Origin of the sequence: Agrobacterium sp. V1, from assembly GCF_030518355.1 — a bacterium.
Classification (GTDB): domain Bacteria; phylum Pseudomonadota; class Alphaproteobacteria; order Rhizobiales; family Rhizobiaceae; genus Agrobacterium; species Agrobacterium cucumeris.
This window is the reverse complement of the sequence record NZ_JAULSF010000002.1, coordinates 1,125,803-1,145,409: the sequence shown is the minus strand read 5'-3', so window position 1 is coordinate 1,145,409 and position 19,607 is coordinate 1,125,803. Positions and strand designations below refer to the sequence as shown.

Sequence of the window (19,607 nt, the reverse complement as noted above, 5' to 3'; positions counted from 1 at the left end):
CGTCGCTCAAAAATGCGCTTGACGTCGGCAAGAATTTCTCACCAAATGAACCAATATCAGATTGGTTCAGACAAATGGTGCGGCGTGGCAGCAGGCCCTAACGACAATTCCAACTACGCCTTGGCGCGGTTGCGTGACTATATTCAGGCGAATCATCTCGCGAGGGACGGGCGTCTGCCGACGGAACGGGCCTTTGCGGAGACTTTTAGCGTCGGCCGCCGTTCTATCCGTCGGGCGCTGGAGGTTCTGGAAGCCGAAGGCCTGATCTGGCGGCGGCAGGGGGCCGGAACCTTTGTGGGTGAAAAACCGGATGATTGGTCCGCCCAGGTCACGGAACTGGTCGCTGGAACGGATTTCATGGAAATCATGGAAGTGCGCCTGCGCATAGAACCGCAGCTGGCGCAGCTTGCGGCCATGCGCGCCAAACCGGCCGAGGTGGAGCGCATGCGCGCGCTTGTTCAAAAGACCGGCCAGAGCACGGATGCCGACGCCAAGGAATTATGGGATGGCTCGCTCCATCGCCAGATCGCCCAGAGCGCCGGCAACAAGCTTTTCCTGTCGATCTTCGATGTCGTCAACCGCATTCGCCAGGACGATGCATGGCAGTCGATCCGCGAGCTTGCCCGGCGCAGCGGCACGAATGGCAGGGCGTCTTTCGAACAGCATATGGCCATTGTCGAAGCCATTGCCGACCGTGATCCGGCGCGCGCCGGTGAAGCCATGCGCCAGCATCTTCTCATGCATCAGGAAAGGCTGATCCGCGCCACCTCGCTCGGCTTTCTGGAGGAAAACACCGGGGAGGGCAATGCGGCCGAGGCCGATAATTCGCTGACTGAGGCCTCCTGAGGCCACGGATGAAAACTGTCGTCCCGCAAGGGGCGGCCAATGACAAAAAGTCAAAATAACCAGACCAGAGGAACGAACATGAAAAAGATCCAGACACTGACTGCGGCGCTGCTCGCCAGCGCATTGCTCGCCGCACCGGCGCTATCGTCCGAATTGCGCATCGGCCTCAATGACGATGCCGATGTGCTCGACCCTGCGCAATCGCGCACCTTCGTTGGCCGCATCGTCTACACCGCCATGTGCGACAAGCTGGTGGATATCTCGCAGGACATGAAGATCGTGCCCCAGCTTGCCACCGAATGGGCCTGGTCCGAAGGCGGCAAGGTGCTGACCATGAAAATCCGCGATGGTGTCAAGTTCCACAATGGCGAGACGCTTGATGCGGCTGCCGTGGTCGCGACCATCGAGCGCAACATGACGCTGCCGGAATCGCGCCGCAAAAGCGAGTTGTCCTCCGTCGAGAAGGTTGAGGCGACGGGACCGCTGGAGGTGAAATTCACGCTGAAGACGCCCGACGTTACCCTGCTGGCACAGCTTTCCGACCGCGCCGGCATGATCGTTGAACCGAAGGCGGCCAAGGAACTGGGCGCGAATTTTGGTTCGAAACCGGTTTGTGCCGGGCCGTTCAAATTTGTCGAGCGTATCCAGCAGGACCGTATCGTGCTCGAGAAATTCGCTGACTATTGGGACAAGGACAAGGTCCTCGTCGACAAGGTCGTCTATCTGCCGATCCCCGATACAACCGTGAAGCTTGCAAACCTTCGCGCCGGCGACCTCGATATTGCCGAACGCATTTCGGCGTCCGATGCGGAATCCGTCAGGAACGATTCCAAGCTGACCTATGCCGATATAATCGGGCCGGGTTACATGGCCATGTATGTCAACATGAACAATGGCGCGCGTGCGGATAATCCGCTCGGCAAGGACAAGCGCCTGCGGCAGGCGTTTTCCTATGCCATCGACCGCGAGGCGATCGGCCAGATCGTTTTTGAAGGCACCTCCAAGGGTGGCAACCAGGCGTTCCCGCCGACGAGCCCATGGTTCAACCAGAATCTGCCGGTACCACCGCGCGATATCGACAAGGCCAAGCAGTTGATGAAGGAGGCGGGTTACGAGAAGCTCGACGTCGAGCTGCAGCACGCCAACAACACCACACAGACGCAGATGATGCAGGTCATCCAGTCCATGGTGGCGGAGGCCGGTTTCAACGTCACCCTGAAGGCGACGGAATTTGCGACGCTGCTGTCCGAACAGACCGCCGGCAATTACCAGCTCAGCCGTTCCGACTGGTCGGGGCGCATTGATCCCGATGGCAACCTGCACCAATTCGTCACCTGCAAGGGCGGCATCAACGATGTGAAATATTGCAATCCTGAAGTCGACAAGCTGCTGAACGAGGCCCGCGCCTCGACCGAAGATGCGGTGCGCAAGGAAAAATATGATGCCGCAAGCGTCATCCTCAACGATGACATGCCGATCATCTATCTTGGCCACCAGCCCTATGCCTATGCCATTTCCAACAAGGTCAAGGGCTGGGCGCCGTCGCCCGATGGCATGATCCGCCTTCTCGGCGTTTCCAAGGACTGACAGCTTTGAACAGGTCGCACGGCTTGCCGTGCGGCCCCCAGCACCTGACTCAAACGGGGGGCAATGCCATGCCTGTTTATATCGGCAAGCGACTGCTGGTCGCGATCCCGACGCTTCTCATCATTTCGATCTTCGTTTTCTCGCTGCAGAAACTCCTGCCGGGCGATCCGGTTCTTGCCATGGCTGGCGAGGAGCGCGACCCGGCGACGATTGAATTCCTGCGGGAAAAATATCGCCTCAATGACCCCGTTCCACTGCAATATCTCAACTGGCTGGGCGGCGTGGTGACGGGTGATTTCGGCATTTCGCTGCGCACCAACCAGCCGGTGCTGGAACTGATCGGCCAGAAGCTGCCGGTCACCATTCAGCTGGCTGTCATGGCGATGTTCTTTGCCATGGTCATCGGCATTCCCATCGGCATTCTCGCTGCCGTCAAGAAGAATACGTGGATCGACTACACGGCCAATATCGTGGCGCTTTCCGGCCTGTCCATCCCGAATTTCTGGCTCGGCATCATGCTGATCCTGCTGGTGTCGGTGAAGCTCGGCTGGCTGCCGGCGTCCGGTTATGAATCGATCTTCGTCGACCCTGTCCGTTCCATCGAAACCATGATCATGCCGGCCTTCGTGCTGGGCAACGCGCTTGCGGCAACGCTGATGCGTCATACACGTTCGGCGATGGTGGCGGTCTTGAGTTCCGATTATATCCGCACCGCCCGGGCCAAGGGGCTTTCGCCGCGTGAGATCATTCTGTCGCACAGTTTCCGCAACGCGCTGCTGCCGGTCATCACGCTGCTGGCGCTGCTCTTCGGCGAGTTGCTGGCCGGCGCGGTCCTGACGGAGCAGATTTTCACCATTCCCGGCTTCGGCAAGATGACGGTCGATGCGGTGTTCACCCGCGATTATGCCGTCGTGCAGGGCATCGTGCTCTGCACCGCCGTCGGTTTCATTCTCATGAACCTTCTGGCCGACATTGCCTATGTCCTGCTCAACCCCCGCCTCAGGGCGACCATCTGAGGCTGATATCATGACCGTTCTCGATCAAAACCTATCCGTACCGGCGACACGACAGGAAAGCCGCGCCTGGAAAAAAATGAAGCGCAACAAATCGGCGCTTGTTGGCATGACCATTGTGCTGTTCTTCGCCGTGCTTGCCATAGCCGCACCGATCCTGCCGATTGCCGACCCGGTTGCGACCAGCTGGTCGGCCATCCGCAAGGCGCCATCGGCGGCCCACTGGCTCGGCACCGACGATCTTGGCCGCGACATTCTCTCGCGCATGATCTATGGCGCCCGCGCCTCGCTGATGGCAGGTGTCGTCTCGGTGATGATCGCGGTGGTCATCGGCGTGCCCTTCGGCCTGATTTCGGGCTATTTCGGCGGCTGGGTGGACATGGTCATCTCCCGTATCACCGAAGCGCTCCTCGCGATGCCCTTCCTGATCATGGCGATCGCGCTCGCCGCCTTCCTCGGCCCGAGCCTCACCAATGCGATGATCGCCATCGGCCTTTCCGCCATGCCGGTTTTCGTGCGGCTGACGCGCGGGCAGGTGCTGGCGGTCAAGATGGAGGATTATGTCGAAGGCGCGAGGTCCATCGGCCTCAACCACATCGACATCATGACCCGCTACATCCTGCCGAATGTCTTTGCCCCCATCATCGTGCAGGCGACGCTGACGGTGGCGACCGCCATCATCGCAGAGGCGAGCCTTTCCTTCCTCGGGCTTGGCCAGCAGGCACCGGCGCCCTCCTGGGGTTCGATGCTGAACACCGCGAAGAATTTCCTCAGCCAGGCGCCGTGGATGACGATGTGGCCCGGCATCGCCATCTTCCTCGTCGTCATCGGTTTCAACCTTCTGGGTGATGGCCTGCGTGACGCGCTCGATCCGCGCGAAGCATGATTTTTTACAAGGAATATCGGAATGACTGAATTCACAACACGCCCTGAAATCCTTGGCACCTTCGGCGTCGTCACCTCAACGCACTGGATCGCCTCGGCCGTCGGCATGGCCATTCTCGAAAAGGGCGGCAATGCTTTCGACGCCGCCGTCGCCACCGGTTTCGTGCTGCAGATCGTCGAGCCGCATCTCTGCGGTCCGGGCGGGGATATGCCGGCCGTGTTTTATTCAAAGCAGAAGGACAAGGTCGAAGTCATCTGCGCACAGGGTCCGGCCCCGAGCGGTGCGACGATCGAACATTACACTTCGGAAGGGCTGAAACTGATCCCCGGCGACGGGCTGCTGGCCACCGTCATCCCCGGTGCCTTCGACGGCTGGATGCTGATGCTGCGCGATTATGGCACGATGAGCGTGCGCGACGTGCTGGAACCCGCCATCTATTATGCCGAGCAGGGGCATCCAACGCTGCCGCGTGTCTCCGCCACCATCAAGGGGCTGGCCGATTTCTTCGAGAAGGAATGGCCGACATCCCATGAGACATGGCTGCCGGGCGGCGCGGCTCCCGAGCCTCACGCCAATTTCCGTAATCCGGTTCTGGCTGCGACCTATCAGCGGATTATCACCGAAGCCGAAGCGCGCACCGGCCGCGAAAACCAGATCGAGGCGGCGCGCGATGCCTTCTACCGGGGTTTCGTTGCGGAAGCTATCGACAGTTACGTAAAGACGGCGGAAGTCATGGATGCCAGCGGCGCACGGCACAAGGGCGTGCTGACGGCGCAGGATATGGCCGGGTGGAGCGCGACCGTCGAAGCGCCGCAGACGCTTGATTATCACGACTGGACGATTGCGAAGACGCCCGCCTGGGGACAGGGTCCGGTTCTGCTGCAATCGCTTGCGCTGCTGAAGGGCTTCGACATTGCCGCGATGGACCCGTCCGGGCCTGATTTCATCCACACCATCGTTGAGGCCATGAAGCTCGCCTTTGCCGACCGTGAGGTCTATTACGGCGACCCGGAATTTGGTCAGATACCAACGGAATATCTTCTCTCCGAGGGGTATAATTCCGGACGCCGGGCGCTGATCGGCCGCGAGGCCTCGCTGGAGCTGCGCCCCGGCACCGTGCCCGGATACGAAAATCAGGTGGACGCCACCATGGCGATGCTGGCCGAGATGAGCGGCAAGGGCACCGTCTACGAGCCGACCATGTCGCACCTGACGGAGAAGCGCGGTGACACGGTGCATATCGACGTCATCGACCGCTGGGGCAACATGGTGTCCACCACGCCGTCGGGTGGCTGGCTGCAATCGTCGCCGGTCGTGCCGGGCCTCGGTTTCGCACTCAATTCCCGCGCCCAGATGTTCTGGCTGAAGGAAGGTCTGCCGACCTCGCTCGCGCCGGGCAAACGCCCGCGCACCACGCTGACGCCGTCGCTTGCGCTGCATCAGGGCCGGCCCTCGATGGTCTTCGGCACGCCGGGGGGCGATCAGCAGGATCAGTGGCAGCTGCCTTTCTTCCTGCGTTACGCGCATCACGGCAAGAACCTGCAGGCGGCCATCGACATGCCTTTGTTCCACACCTCGCATTTTCCGGGCTCGTTTTATCCGCGCACCAGCTCACCGGGTGAAATCATGGTGGAAAGCACAGCGGGTGAGGCGACGCTCGATGAGCTTCGCCGTCGCGGCCACCGGGTCACGGTTGCCGATGCCTGGTCGGTCGGGCGACTGACCGCAGCAAGGCGGGATGCGGACGGCCTGCTGCGGGCGGCCGCGACACCGCGGCTGATGCAGGCCTATGCGGTGGGGCGGTGAGACCATGGAAACAAAACCCGTCCTCTCCGTCCGTAACCTGACCACGTCCTTTCTCGTTGATGACGAATGGAAAAGCGTCGTGCGCAACGTCTCCTTCGATGTTGCGCCCGGTGAAACCGTTGCAATCGTCGGCGAATCCGGTTCCGGCAAGTCCGTCACTTCGCTGTCGCTCATGCGTCTGCTTGCGCCTTCCTCCAGCCGGATCGAAGGCGAAGTGCTGCTCAATGGGCGCAATCTGCTGGCGCTTTCCGAAAAAGAGATGCGCGGCGTGCGCGGCAACGATATTTCGATGATCTTTCAGGAGCCGATGACCTCGCTCAATCCGATCTTCACCATCGGCCGCCAGATTTCCGAAGTCCTCATCAGGCACAAGGGGCTTTCGAAACAGGAGGCGCGGGCGGAGACGGTGCGGCTTCTGGAAAAGGTGCGTATTCCCAATGCGGCCAGTCGTTTCGACGAATATCCGCACCAGTTTTCCGGTGGCATGCGCCAGCGGGTGATGATTGCCATGGCGCTCGCCTCGCGGCCGAAGCTGCTGATCGCCGATGAGCCGACGACGGCGCTCGACGTCACCATTCAGGGGCAGATCCTCGATCTCATCAAGCTGCTGCAGGAAGAGGAGGGCATGTCGGTTCTCTTCATCACCCACGACATGGGTGTGGTGGCCGAAATCGCCGACCGGACGATCGTCATGTATCGCGGCGACGAGGTCGAGACCGGACCGACCGAGGAGATATTCAAACGCGGCAAGCACCCCTATACGCGGGCGCTGCTTTCGGCGGTGCCGAAGCTCGGCTCGATGCGTGACCGGCAATGGCCGACGCGTTTTCCGGTGCTCGACATGAAAACCGGTCTTTCAACCGAGCCTCAGGAGGTGGCCGAGACCGTGGCGAGCGGTCAGACGCCGGTCCTGTCGGTCAAAAACCTTGTCACGCGTTTCCCCATCCGCTCCGGACTGCTGGCGCGGCAGACGGGTGCGGTTCATGCCGTCGAAAACGTCTCCTTCGATCTGTTCCAGGGCGAGACGCTGGCGCTGGTCGGTGAATCCGGCTGCGGAAAATCCACCACGGGTCGCTCGATCATGCGCCTCGTGGAGCCGTCGTCCGGCGATGTATCGCTCGATGGCTACGATGTGATGCGGCTTGATACCACCGGCCTGCGCAACATGCGCAAATCCGTCCAGATGATCTTTCAGGACCCGTTCTCGTCGCTCAATCCGCGCATGACGGTGGGCACGGCGATTTCCGAACCGTTCATCAAGCACAGGCTGGGCACCACGAAACAGGCGAAGGAAAAAACCGCCGATCTCCTGGAAAAGGTCGGCCTGTCGGCCGATATGGCCGGCCGCTACCCGCATGAGTTTTCCGGCGGCCAGCGCCAGCGCATCGCCATTGCCCGGGCGCTTGCGCTTGATCCCAAGGTGATCGTGGCTGATGAAAGCGTCTCGGCGCTCGATGTCTCGATCAAGGCGCAGGTCTGCAACCTGTTGCTCGACCTGCAGCAGAGCCTAAACCTCGCCTTCCTGTTCATCAGCCATGACATGGCGGTGGTGGAACGCGTCAGTCACCGTGTGGCGGTGATGTATCTCGGCGAGATCGTCGAAATCGGCCCGCGGGCGGCGGTCTTCGACAATCCGCAACATGCCTATACGAAAAAGCTGATGGCGGCGGTGCCGGTGCCCGATCCGGCGCGGCGCGGTATAAGACGCAGCGTTTCCAATGACGAGCTGAAAAGCCCCATACGGGCAATGGGTTATGAAACGCCGGAGCGGACTTACGCGACCGTTTCACCCGGCCATTTCGTGCAGATGGCCTGAGGCGGCAAAAAGCGGGTCTTGAAGCGAATGCGGGTCGTCTGGAATAATGGTGCTGCCCGCACCACCGGTGCCGGCATTCTTTCGAGGTGGTGATGCGACGACTGGTTTTATGTGGAGTGCTGATGATGACCCTTGGCGCAAATGCTCAGGCTGCCGTTCTGGAAGCGGTAACGGCGAAGGATCACGTGCGGCTTGAACAACTGCTGAAAAGCAGTGGCGCCACCGAAGAGCGGAACGCGCAGGGCCAGACGCGTCTGCTGGTGGCGGTATGGCAGAACGACGTAGCGGCGGCGCGCCTGCTTCTCGATGCCGGTGCCGATGTCGATGCCCGCGACAATATCGAGGACAGCCCGTTTCTGGTGGCGGGTGCACAGGGCAGAACCGAAATTCTGCGGATGATTCTGAAAAAGGGTGCAAATCTTGAAAGTACCAACCGCTTTGGCGGTACTGCCCTCATTCCAGCCGCAGAAAAGGGACATCCGGAAGCTGTCGATATGCTGCTTGCAGCCGGTGTGGATGTCGATCACGTCAACCGGCTCGGCTGGACGGCCCTGCTTGAAGTCACAATCCTGAGAGATGGCGGGGCGGTATCGCAGCGGATCGTCCGGTCGCTTCTTGCCGGTGGCGCTGACGTTGCGGTGAAGGATTTTGACGGAAGGACCGCGCTTGCCCATGCCCACGAAAGAGGGCTGACGGAAATCGTTGCGCTGCTGGAGGCCGCCGGCGCGAAGGATTGACCGGCCGCCTGGCCGAGCGCGGAAGCCGCTTCAGGCCGACCTTTGCGCCAGCCCGGTGCCTGCCGGAAATGTCAGCTGCACCTTCGCCCCTTCACCGGGCTTGGAACTGATATGCGCCTCGCCGCCGCTCTGGCGCACGAAGCCATAGACCATGGCAAGGCCAAGGCCCGCGCCGCCATGGTCGCCGCGGGTGGTGAAATAGGGCTCAAACGCCTTGTCCACCGCCTCCGGCGTCATGCCAATGCCTTCGTCGGTGACCGATATCACCAGTGCATCCTTCTCGCAGGCCGCCACGATCGAGATCAGACCGCCATCAGGCATGGCTGCCGCCGCATTGAGGCAGAGATTGAGGATGGATTGCTCGAAAAGTGCCGGGTCGAGCGGGATTGTGGGAAGACCGTCATCGAGGTTGAGCGCGATCCGGCATTTGGGGCCGACCGCGATCTCGAGAATATCGGCCATGCCGCGCAGCAGGTTGGCGACATTGATGGAGCTTGGATGGATCGGCTGCTGGCTGCCGATGGTCAACATGCTGCTGGCGAGAGACCGGCCGCGATCCGCCGCCTTGCGGATGCGGGCGATGTGGCGGTTCTGGCGGTCGTTGAAGCCCGCCTCGCGCTCCAGCAGGCCAAGACTGCCGGTGATGATGCCGATCATGTTGCCCACCTCATGGCTGACCTGGTGGGTCATGCGCATGATGCCGTCCAGACGCTGGGCCTTTACGGCTTCCGCCTCCTGCCGATCTAGTGCCGTGACATCGCGGGCAAGCAGCACGATGCCGCCATCCGGCTGGCGCGACATCGATACTTCGATCACCCGCTCGTCCGTGGTGCGGTGGCGCACGACGGCGCGCTCCATCAGTTCGCCCTTTTCGCTCTCGAAGGGCAGCAGCATCGGATCGATTTCCGGGACCGGCTCGACAAACCGGCGGATCGGCAGTTTTCGCGACGAGCCGGAGCGCCCAACCAGTTCGATGATGCGGCGGTTCATGGTGATCGGCCGGCCGGTTGCATCAAACAGCGCTATGCCCTCATTCATGTTGCGGAAGGTCGAGCGGATGGTGCGGGCCGCCGCTTCCGCCGTGCGCCTGAGGCGCGAGACGCGGTCGACGCTGTCATGAAAGGCGCGGAATGCGTCGAGCAGGCGGATCAGCTCCGTTTCCGAGCCGCTATAGGAGGGTGGGCCGACATCCTTTTCGCCTTTGGCAAGCGCATTCATGCCGTTGGAGAGCGCCGCGATCCCGCGTGACACCCGCATCACCGAGCGGATGGAGAGGATCGCCACCACCAGAACCAGAAGGGAGGCGAGGGCCACGATGACCAGCAGGCGACTGAGCGCATCGGAGGTGGAGATCAGGTCTTCGTTCAGGCTGCGGGCAACCGCATCGCCCTGGGTTTCCGTGACATGGGAAAGATCGCGCGATACGGTGTGAAGGCGGGAGACCGAGGCGCGGATGGCGAACATTTCGAGGAGATAACGGCTCTGGGCCGCAAAGACCCGCTCATAGGGCTGTAGTTCGGCCACGGGCAGGCGCTCGCCGGGGTAACCCTGCTGGCGGGCCGTGGTTTCTGCCACATAACGGCGGCGCAGTTCGCCCAGCTGGAAAAGACTGTCGGATGCGGAGGCGGCCTGCACGATACCGTTCATGCGCCGGCGCAGCTCCGGGTCGAGGATGCCCTGACCGGTGGCGATTTCGCCCAGTGCCGCCGCCGCTTCCGCCTTGTGCGCCTGCGCGGCATCGGCATCCTTCGCAAGATCGAGCGTCTGCGCCCGGATAAGCTGGAGCAGTTCAACGATGCGTTCGCTCGCAAAGCCACGCACTGCCCGCTCGCCGCTGCCCGGCCCGGTCATCTCAAGCAGCAGGTCGACCTGCTGGACCACGGAGCGGCTTTCGCTGGAAACGCGATAGGGCGAGGCGGCATTCATCAGGAAAGGTGCACTGGAGACGAGATCGGAGACCTGCCGCGAGACCAGCGATGCCTTTGCTAGACTGGAAAAGGCCTGCAAACCATAGGCTGCCATCTCATCGCGGGCGCGCTGCAGGCCATAGATGGCGATGGCTGACAGGCTGAAGACGAGGACGCAGGTAAAGACGATCGCAAAAGGCAGGCGAAAGGCAATCGAGGAAAGGAAGGAACGGCTGATCACGGGGAAAGCTCGCCCTCATCGGTATGGAGCACATATCCCTTGCCGCGCCGGGTCTTGATATGGCGCGGCAGATCGGGGTTTATCTCGATCTTGCGCCTGAGCCGCAGCACCAGCACATCGACATTGCGGTCGATATAGCGGTCGCTTTCCGAACCCAGCCGGTCGAGGATCTGCGAGCGGCTGACGGGCTGGTTGGGCGTTTCGGCGAGAATTTCCAGCAGCGCGAATTCGGCACTGGTCAGCGTGCGGCTGCGATCCGCGAGGCAGACGGCCCGGCGGGCATCGAGATCGATCGCCCAGTCACCGAGGCGAAGGGCCGTGCGGCCATGATCACGTTCGCTGTCCTTCTCCTGTTTCAGCGAGGGAATCGTCCGGCGCAACACGGCCTTGATCCGCGCCGTCAGTTCGATGGGTTCAAAGGGTTTGACGACATAATCGTCGGCGGCGGTTTCCAGACCGAGAACCCGGTCGGCGGCGCTGCCGGCGGCCGTGACCATGACAATGCCGATATCACTATCGACCTTGCCGCGCAGCCGCTGGGCAAAGGTGCGGCCGGATGTGCCGGGCAGATTGTGGTCAACGAGCACCAGCTGCATCCTGTCCCGCGCCAGTATCTCGTCCGCTTCCTCGGCGGAGCGGGCGCAGGTGGGCAGCCAGCCCTCGGCCTCGACGAGGTCCGAGATAAGCTCGGCCATATCAGGATCGTCCTCGACGATCAGAATGCGAACCTTCTGATTAAGCACTGCATCTTCCTCCCGCCGTCATCATAGGCTCGGCTGCGGCGATCTTCAAAGGCTCGCTGGTTATCTCCCCTGTCATAATTGTAATATCTGTAATCTTGTTCGGCGGTGCGGTGAAAGATTGGTAACCATTCTTCGATTGCGGTACGGGCCGAATGTGACATGCTGTTGGTGGAGACTGGAACGGGGAGGTTCCAGGCAGGGAGGCTTTAAGTGAAACGATTGACCGCACTTGCGGCGAGCATGGCTTTATGGCTGTGCGGCGCAGGGCATGGCATGGCCGAGCCGAAGTTGAACGTCCTGTGCGGCGTCGACGAGGCCTGGTGCGTGGCCATGCAGCGGGCTTTCGAGGCAAAAAGCGGCCTTGAGATTTCGATGGTTCGCAGGAGCACAGGCGAAATTCTCGACCAGATTCGTGCTGAACGCTCTCACCCGACAGTCGACGTCTGGTGGGGCGGCACCGGTGATACCCATCTGCAGGCCGGCTCGGAAGGGCTGCTGGACGAATATCAGCCGCGGCACCCGCAGGATCTGTTGCCCTGGGCGCAGAATTTTTATGCGATGTCCGGATCAAGGTCCGCCGGCATTTATGCAGGGGCGCTGGGTTTCGCTTATAATTCTGAACTGCTCGCCAGAAACAATCTGCCGGCTCCCACCTGCTGGAAGGATCTGGCCAAGGATATTTATCGCGGCCATATCCTGACCGGCAATCCGAACTATTCCGGCACCGCCTTCACCATGCTCGCCACGCTGGTCCAGCTGTTTGGCGAGGAGGAGGCCTTCGGTTTCATGACGAAACTGAACCAGAATGTCGTGGGTTACACCAAGGTGGGTGCAGCGCCCGTCAAGGCGGCGGCGCGGGGCGAGGTGCTGATCGGGATTTCCTTCATGCATGACGCGGTGACCCAGAAGATCGAAGGATTTCCGCTGGTCATCGTCGCCCCCTGCGAAGGCACCGGTTACGAGATCGGCGCGGTCAGCATCGTCAAGGGCAACCGCAATACGGCCCTTGCGCAGGATTTCGTGGAATTTGCGCTGAGCCCGGAAGGGCAGGCGACCGGGGCTGCGGCCGGCCAGAACCAGGTGCCTTCCAATGCCCGGGCGACACTGCCGCTGACCGCACCCGATATATCGATGATCAAGATGGTGGATTACGACTTCGCCACCTTCGGACAGCCCGAAGAGCGAAGTCGGTTATTGAGCCGCTTCGACAGCGAAATCCACCCGAGCCAGACCCAGTAGGGGTCAGAAAACCGACATCCCAAAAGACAGCGTGCGCGCCGCAGGGCGCCGCGACCGGCAGCGCCATGTCCGCGCGTGCCCAGGAATTCAGACGCAAGCTACAGGAGGATAACCATGCGACTGACGATACTTTCCACCCTGCTTTTTGCCGGCACGGCACTGAGCGCCGTTTCCGCGCAGGCGGCGGGCGAACTGAACCTCATCTGCTCGGCCGATGTCGTGATCTGCGAACAGATGAAGGGCGATTTTGAAAAGTCGCACGACATCAAGGTCAATATGGTGCGCCTGTCTTCTGGCGAGACCTATGCCAAGGTGCGTGCGGAGGCCCGCAACCCGAAGACCGATATCTGGTGGGCCGGTACCGGCGATCCGCATATGCAGGCGGCCTCGGAAAACCTGACGCTGGAATACAAATCGCCGATGCTCGACCAGTTGCAGGACTGGGCCGTGAAACAGGCCGAAAGCACCGGTTACAGGACTGTCGGCGTTTATGCCGGTGCGTTGGGCTGGGGCTACAACACCGAAATCTTCAAGTCGAAGGGTTACAAGGAGCCGAAGTGCTGGGCCGACCTGCTGGCGCCGGAACTGAAGGGCGAAATCCAGATCGCCAATCCGAACTCTTCGGGCACCGCCTATACCGCGCTTGCCTCGCTCGCACAGATCATGGGCGAAGATCAGGCGATCGACTATCTGAAGAAGCTCAACGTCAATATCTCGCAATATACCAAGTCGGGTTCCGCACCGGTCAAGGCGGCGGCGCGTGGCGAGACGGCGCTCGGCATCGTCTTCATGCATGATGCGGTGGCGCAGACGGCGGAAGGCTTCCCCGTCAAGTCGATCGCGCCTTGCGAAGGCACGGGTTACGAAATCGGCTCCATGTCGATCATCAAGGGTGCCCGCAACCTCGACAATGCCAAGACCTGGTACGACTGGGCGCTGAAGCCGGAAGTGCAGTCGCGCATGAAGGACGCCAAGTCCTTCCAGCTTCCCTCCAACAAGACGGCGGAAGTGCCGAAGGAAGCGCCGAAGTTCGAGGACATCAAGCTCATCGACTACGACTTCAAGACCTATGGCGACCCGGCCAAGCGCAAGGCGCTTCTGGAACGCTGGGACCGTGAGGTTGGTGCGGTCGCCAACTGATCTTAACTTCGGCGACAGGCATCCCGGCTTTTAAAGCCGGGGTGTCCGCCACTCTTTCATCGGCATGAAATAAGCGAGGTCGGCCATGACACGTGGCAATCGCAGGCTGGACATCGTCCTGGCGCTCGGGGCTTTTGCCCTCATTCTTCTCCCCTGGTATCGCATCGAAGGCGGCTTTTTCAGCTTCCGCTGGCTGTCCGGATTTTTTTCCACCGCCAGCAATGCGCCGGGCGTGCTGCAGATACTGTCCTATGGAAAACCATGGCTTGTCGGCATCGTTCTTTTCTTCCTCGCCGCATGCCTTGTCCGGCCGATGCGTGATCCGATGCGCCGGGGCGGGTTGCTTGCCTTTATCGGTGCTGCCGGTCTGGTTTTCCTTGCCTTGCAGGGGCTGGCGATCGGCTTTACCGGCTGGACCTGGACGGTGAGTGAAAACCTCTTCGGCATGCTTGCCGATGGTCAGGCGTCCATGGGGGCGGGTGCCGTCGTCATGTCGTTCGTCTTCGTGCTTCTTTTTGCCTTCGGACTTGCCGAACGTGGCGTCATGAAAGGCGACGCTTTTGTCGTCGGCGCCATTTCCGTTCTGGTCTTCCTCGTTGCGGTTTTTGTCTTTTATCCGATCGGCAGCATGCTGATCGCCTCCGTTCAGGATTTCGACGGCTCCTTCAATGCCGATGGCTTTATCCGCAATATCAAGGATCCCGGCATCTGGAGCCTTGGCTGCGTCACGGGTGAAGAGCGTTGCGGCGTTGCCTGGCGCACATTGTTTCTCGCCCTGATGACCGCCTTCGGCTCGACCGTGCTCGGGCTTGGCTTTGCGCTGATCGCCACCCGTACGCGCTTTCCCTTCAAGAAAGGCCTGCGGCTTCTCACCGTTCTGCCGATCATCACGCCGCCTTTTGTCATCGGCCTTGCGCTGACGCTGCTGTTCGGCCGCGCTGGCGTCGTCACCGAATGGCTTTCCTATCTCTTCGGCATCGAACCCGGTCGCTGGCTTTATGGCATGACCGGTATCTGGATCGCGCAGGTTCTTTCCTTCACGCCCATCTCGTTTCTGGTGCTGATCGGCGTGGTCGAAGGCGTCAGCCCGTCGATGGAAGAAGCCTCGCAGACGTTGCGTGCCGACCGCTGGCGCACCTTCTGGCGGGTGTCGTTGCCGCTGATGAAGCCCGGTCTCGCCAATGCCTTCCTGATCGGCTTCATCGAGAGCATGGCGGATTTCGGCAATCCGCTGGTGCTTGGCGGCACCCATGGCGTGCTGTCGACGGAAATCTTCTTTGCCGTCGTCGGCTCCCAAAATGATCCCTCCCGCGCCGCGGTTCTGGCGATCATCCTCCTGTGCTTCACGCTTTCGGCCTTCCTTGCCCAGCGTTTCTGGCTGGCAGGCAAGAATTTCGCCACGGTGACGGGCAAGGGCGACAGCGGCGCGCATATTGCCCTGCCACGCGGCCTGTCCATTGGTGTTCACGCCATCGTCGTGCCGTGGATGGTCTTCACCATCGTCGTTTATGGCATGATCCTTGTAGGCGGTTTCGTGAAGACCTGGGGTCTCGATAATTCCCTGACCTTCGATCACTACATCCGCGCCTTTTCCGTCAGCTTCTCGAACGGCTCGATCGCCTGGACGGGCGTTGCCTGGAATTCGTTCTGGACGACGATGGAGATCGCGCTGGTTTCGGCGCCGCTCACCGCTGCCGTTGGCCTGCTGACCGCCTACATCATCGTGCGGCAGAAATTTGCCGGGCGGAACCTCTTCGAATTTGCGCTGATGATGAGCTTTGCCATTCCCGGCACGGTTATTGGCGTCAGCTACATCATGGCCTTCAACCTGCCGCCGGTGGAAATGACCGGTTCGGCACTCATCCTCATCGCCTGCTTCGTCTTCCGCAACATGCCGGTCGGCGTGCGCGGCGGCATCGCGGCGATGAGCCAGCTCGACAAGAGCCTTGACGAGGCCTCGCTGACGCTGCGGGCCAATAGTTTCCGCACCATCCGCAAGGTCATCCTGCCGCTCTTGAGGCCCGCGATCACGGCCGCACTGGTCTATTCCTTCGTGCGCGCCATCACCTCCATCAGCGCCGTCATCTTCCTTGTCAGCGCCCAGTACAACATGGCGACGTCCTACATCGTCGGCCTTGTCGAAAACGGCGAATATGGTGTGGCGATCGCCTATTCCTCGATGCTGATCGTGGTGATGATCACCGTCATTACCGGCTTCCAGCTCATTGTTGGTGAGCGACGCCTGCGGCGCGAAAACCGCGTCGCCGGCCTGCCATCCGCTTCCTCCGTTCCTCTTGCCCAGGAGAAAACCGCATGATTTCCGTAAAACCCGGCTCCGTCACCTTTCAGAATGTCCGCAAGACCTTCGGCGCCTTCACCGCCATTCCCGACCTGTCACTCACCATCGAGCCCGGCACGCTGGTAACCCTGCTTGGCCCCTCCGGTTGCGGCAAGACGACGACGCTGCGCATGCTGGCGGGTCTCGAACATCCGACCAGCGGCCGCATCCTCATCGGCGACAAGGATGTGACCATGCTGCCTGCCAATGAGCGCGATGTCTCGATGGTCTTCCAGTCCTATGCGCTTTTCCCCCACATGACGGCGCTCGATAATGTCGCCTACGGCTTGCAATCCTCGGGATTGCGCAAGGCGGAAGCGCGGGAGAAAGCGGAAGAGGGGCTGAAGCTCGTGGGCCTCGCCGGCATGGGCCACCGCCTGCCCGCCGAACTTTCCGGCGGCCAGCAGCAGCGCGTGGCGGTCGCCCGCGCTTTGGTGCTGGAACCGCAGGTGCTGCTGCTGGACGAGCCGCTCTCCAACCTCGATGCCCGCCTTCGCCGCCGGGTGCGCACTGAAATTCGCGAATTGCAGCAGCGGCTCGGTTTTACCGCCGTTTATGTGACGCATGATCAGGATGAGGCGCTGGCGGTTTCCGACCGGATCATCGTGATGAAGGATGGCGAGATCGCCCAGTCGGGTGCGCCGCGCGATCTTTACGAGGCCCCGGCCTCTGCCTTCATCGCCGACTTCATGGGCGAGGCGAATGTCGTCGGCTGCGAGGTGATCAGCATTGAGGGGCCCGATGCACTGATTCGCGTCGGCGGTATCGATCATCGCGTTTCGGCGCGCAATGCCCGGCCCGGTCCGGCCAAGCTTGCCGTGCGTCCGGGTTCGATTGCCATCGGCCAGCCGGGCGGGCAAGGGGTTGCCGGCCGGGTGCTGCACAGCGCTTATCTCGGTGGTCATGTCGAATATGAAGTCGAGACCGATATCGGCACGCTCTTCATCGTCGACCATGCGGTCGAGACCAGCCTGCCGCCGCAAAGCGATGTCACCCTCGGATTTAAGAACCGCGGCATTGCGCTGATCCAGTCCTGACGGGCGTCAGTCCTGCGGATCGGGCACGATCCACCAGAATAGCTGCACGAGGTCGCTCCAGGTGCGGGCGAGATCGTCGATCGCGGCATTCACCTCCATATAGAGGTGAATGCCGAGCAGCGTGAAAAGCCCCAGCAGCAGCCATGGCCAGATCGGGCGTCTGCCCGCTGGCTTCGGATCGTGCTTTTCGTCCTGATTGATGTCCAATCGCTGTCTCCCCGTCGCCTTGAGACCTAGGGCCAAAACCACGCGGCCGCAACCATGCGTCAGGCTGCGTGGCCTCATCCTCGCCATGAAGTGCGATTTCCTGCCACGAAAACACCCAGATTCATTCAGCCGCAGTTCACCCGCCGGAGCGCTAAATCCCCCCATCCCATAAGGAGGGAGATGACATGCGTAAGATGATTTTTGGCGCAGGAATGATTCTCAGCGCCCTGTTCGGCACCGGCGCGAACGCCATGCCGGTGGGTCAGCCATCGGCACCCGCGACATCCAATGTTCAGACCGTCGACTATGCCTGCGGACGCGGCTTTCATCTGTCGCCGCGCGGATATTGCCGTCCGAATGGTCCGCCGCGTTACGAGCGTGGCTGGGACAGGCGCGACCGCTGGGAAGGTCGCCGCGAATGGCGCGAACGTCAGGCCCGCAGAGAATGGCGGGAACGGCGAGACCGCCGCGACTGGCGGGAACACCGTGAATGGCGTGACCGTCGCGATTATTATCGCTGGTAACAAGATAAGGCCCTTCCTTAACCGGGAGGGCCTTTCCCGTTGGGGCGCGGCTTCAGGCCCGTGTGTCTGATATCCTCCTGGCGCCGGTTTTCCGGCAGCGGCGGCCCACGGCTTGCTCTCAAGGGCATTTGAGCTACTATGCCGGCATGGCGGGGAGGCCATGTTGAAGGAGGGTTCATGAATTACCGGTTTTCGAAACGGCGTATGGTGTTGAAGCTTGCCGCCACGGCAGCTTCTTTTTGCATGCTGGGAATGACGGCGAGCGCCGAGGGTTTTCCCGATCGGACCATTACACTGGTCGTGCCTTTCGCGGCGGGCGGCTCCACCGATGTGGTGGCGCGCGTCATCGCGCAGAAGATGGGCGATGAGCTTGGCCATCAGATCGTCGTTGAAAACGTTGCCGGTGCCGGTGGCAATCTCGGTGCCGACCGTGTCGCCCGGGCCGAGCCAGACGGCTATACGATCCTGATGGGCACGGTTGCGACCCATGCGCTCAACCCGCTTATTCTCAAAACAAAGCCTTACGATCCGGAAAAGGATTTCGCCCCGGTTTCCTTGCTGGTGGTGGTGCCGAATGTGCTGGTCGTCAATCCGAAGCTCAACGTCAACAGCGTTGCGGAACTGATTGCGCTTCTCAAGGCCGAGCCGGACAAATATGCCTATGCCTCTTCCGGCAATGGCACGCCGCTGCATCTCTCGGGCGAACTGTTCAAGAGCATGGCTGGTGTCAGCATGCAGCATGTTCCCTATAAGGGGGCTGGTCCTGCGCTCAATGATCTTCTTGGCAACCAGATTTCGATCATGTTCGACAATCTGCCGTCGTCGTCAGGCCACATCAAGTCCGGCACGTTGCGGGCACTTGGTGTAACCACGGCCGAGCGCGCCTCATCTTTCCCGGACCTGCCGACCATTGCCGAGACCGTGCCGGGTTATGAAACCTATACCTGGAATGCGCTCTTTGCGCCGGCAGGCACACCGGCCGAAGCGATCGACAAGCTGAATGCCGCCGCCAAGAAAGCGCTTGCCGATCCGAACGTGGCCGCGCGCATGGCGGAGTTCAGTGCCAAGATCGTCGCGTCGTCACCCGATGAGCTGAAGACCCACGTTGCGGCCGAAATCGCCAAGTGGGAACCGGTCGTCAAGAACGCCAATGTGCAGATGGATTGATCGGGAACGGGATCCCGATCCGTTGATATCACGTTGCGCGCCCCCTCCTGGGGTGCGCAGCATGACATGCCAGCTATAAGACCCGTGGACGAAGCCGTTATTGCCCGAGGAGGAACGGGCCTGTCGCATCGGCCAATGTGTCGTTTACGCATCACTTGCCACAAGGTTGCAAAAACCGGCTTGGCAAGCTCAAATCACTCAGCTACAAAACGTATCACCGCGTCAGATCAAACAAAGGGAGGCGTTGCATGACACCAGCATTCACCGAAATCCTCCCGCAGGGAATGACCCGACACTAGGTCATATCCATTCGCGGCCCGCCCTGCGCGCGCCCGACATGCGGTTTATTTTCCTTCATAGCCCGATTGATCTG

Annotated in this window: 15 protein-coding genes and 1 pseudogene; 13 read left to right on the top strand and 3 right to left on the bottom strand. The window is 61.3% G+C overall.

Going from position 1 to position 19,607, the window contains the following annotated elements; all coding sequences use genetic code 11:
• Window positions 1–45: 45 nt before the first annotated feature.
• From QSV77_RS19185 to QSV77_RS19155, 7 genes are all read left to right on the top strand, one after another.
• Window positions 46–846, top strand: a complete 801-nt coding sequence (locus QSV77_RS19185) for a FadR/GntR family transcriptional regulator (protein ID WP_142842000.1) — start codon at window positions 46–48, stop codon at window positions 844–846.
• 78 nt (window positions 847–924) lie between these two features.
• Window positions 925–2,433 (top strand): ABC transporter substrate-binding protein, encoded by a 1,509-nt coding sequence (locus QSV77_RS19180; RefSeq protein ID WP_302734695.1) that lies wholly within the window; start codon window positions 925–927, stop codon window positions 2,431–2,433.
• 68 nt (window positions 2,434–2,501) lie between these two features.
• Window positions 2,502–3,449, top strand: a complete 948-nt coding sequence (locus QSV77_RS19175; protein WP_006311351.1) for an ABC transporter permease — start codon at window positions 2,502–2,504, stop codon at window positions 3,447–3,449.
• 10 nt (window positions 3,450–3,459) lie between these two features.
• Window positions 3,460–4,332 carry an ABC transporter permease gene (locus QSV77_RS19170; protein ID WP_302734692.1) on the top strand — a complete coding sequence of 291 codons (873 nt, stop codon included), beginning with the start codon at window positions 3,460–3,462 and terminating at the stop codon, window positions 4,330–4,332.
• A gap of 21 nt (window positions 4,333–4,353) precedes the next feature.
• The gene (locus tag QSV77_RS19165) at window positions 4,354–6,138 is read left to right on the top strand and encodes a gamma-glutamyltransferase family protein (RefSeq protein WP_302734691.1); all 1,785 of its coding nucleotides are present in this window, start codon (window positions 4,354–4,356) and stop codon (window positions 6,136–6,138) included.
• Window positions 6,139–6,142: 4 nt separating this feature from the next.
• Window positions 6,143–7,954: an ABC transporter ATP-binding protein gene (locus QSV77_RS19160; protein ID WP_302734690.1), complete on the top strand. Its 1,812-nt coding sequence runs from the start codon at window positions 6,143–6,145 to the stop codon at window positions 7,952–7,954.
• Between the two features lie 122 nt (window positions 7,955–8,076).
• A complete protein-coding gene (locus QSV77_RS19155) occupies window positions 8,077–8,691 on the top strand; it encodes an ankyrin repeat domain-containing protein (RefSeq protein ID WP_302734689.1) in 615 nt (204 codons plus the stop codon).
• Between the two features lie 30 nt (window positions 8,692–8,721).
• On the opposite strand, the gene QSV77_RS19150 is transcribed toward QSV77_RS19155, so the two are convergent.
• Both QSV77_RS19150 and QSV77_RS19145 read right to left on the bottom strand, forming a co-directional pair.
• Window positions 8,722–10,839 (bottom strand): PAS domain-containing sensor histidine kinase, encoded by a 2,118-nt coding sequence (locus QSV77_RS19150; protein ID WP_302734688.1) that lies wholly within the window; start codon window positions 10,837–10,839, stop codon window positions 8,722–8,724.
• Entirely contained in the window at window positions 10,836–11,582 is a 747-nt protein-coding gene (locus QSV77_RS19145; RefSeq protein WP_046801265.1) for a response regulator transcription factor, read from the bottom strand. The genes QSV77_RS19150 and QSV77_RS19145 overlap by 4 nt, the downstream gene beginning before the upstream one ends.
• A gap of 240 nt (window positions 11,583–11,822) precedes the next feature.
• On the opposite strand from QSV77_RS19145, the gene QSV77_RS19140 reads away from it, so the two are divergent.
• From QSV77_RS19140 to QSV77_RS19125, 4 genes are all read left to right on the top strand, one after another.
• Entirely contained in the window at window positions 11,823–12,821 is a 999-nt protein-coding gene (locus QSV77_RS19140) for an ABC transporter substrate-binding protein (RefSeq protein ID WP_065116807.1), read from the top strand.
• Between the two features lie 114 nt (window positions 12,822–12,935).
• Complete coding sequence (locus QSV77_RS19135) at window positions 12,936–13,961, top strand: ABC transporter substrate-binding protein (protein WP_046801267.1); 1,026 nt, start codon at window positions 12,936–12,938, stop codon at window positions 13,959–13,961.
• An 85-nt stretch (window positions 13,962–14,046) separates the two neighbouring features.
• The gene (locus tag QSV77_RS19130) at window positions 14,047–16,278 is read left to right on the top strand and encodes an iron ABC transporter permease (protein ID WP_174033661.1); all 2,232 of its coding nucleotides are present in this window, start codon (window positions 14,047–14,049) and stop codon (window positions 16,276–16,278) included.
• The gene (locus QSV77_RS19125; protein WP_065116804.1) at window positions 16,275–17,336 is read left to right on the top strand and encodes an ABC transporter ATP-binding protein; all 1,062 of its coding nucleotides are present in this window, start codon (window positions 16,275–16,277) and stop codon (window positions 17,334–17,336) included. The genes QSV77_RS19130 and QSV77_RS19125 overlap by 4 nt, the downstream gene beginning before the upstream one ends.
• 6 nt (window positions 17,337–17,342) lie before the next feature.
• On the opposite strand, the gene QSV77_RS19120 is transcribed toward QSV77_RS19125, so the two are convergent.
• Window positions 17,343–17,543, bottom strand: coding sequence for a hypothetical protein (locus QSV77_RS19120; protein WP_142842009.1), 201 nt, complete (start codon window positions 17,541–17,543; stop codon window positions 17,343–17,345).
• A gap of 185 nt (window positions 17,544–17,728) precedes the next feature.
• On the opposite strand from QSV77_RS19120, the gene QSV77_RS19115 reads away from it, so the two are divergent.
• Together QSV77_RS19115 and QSV77_RS19110 are read left to right on the top strand one after the other, a co-directional pair.
• A complete protein-coding gene (locus QSV77_RS19115; RefSeq protein ID WP_046801270.1) occupies window positions 17,729–18,067 on the top strand; it encodes a hypothetical protein in 339 nt (112 codons plus the stop codon).
• Window positions 18,068–18,325: 258 nt separating this feature from the next.
• Window positions 18,326–19,234, top strand: a pseudogene (locus QSV77_RS19110) (Bug family tripartite tricarboxylate transporter substrate binding protein); the annotation flags it as partial.
• Between the last annotated feature and the right edge of the window lie 373 nt (window positions 19,235–19,607).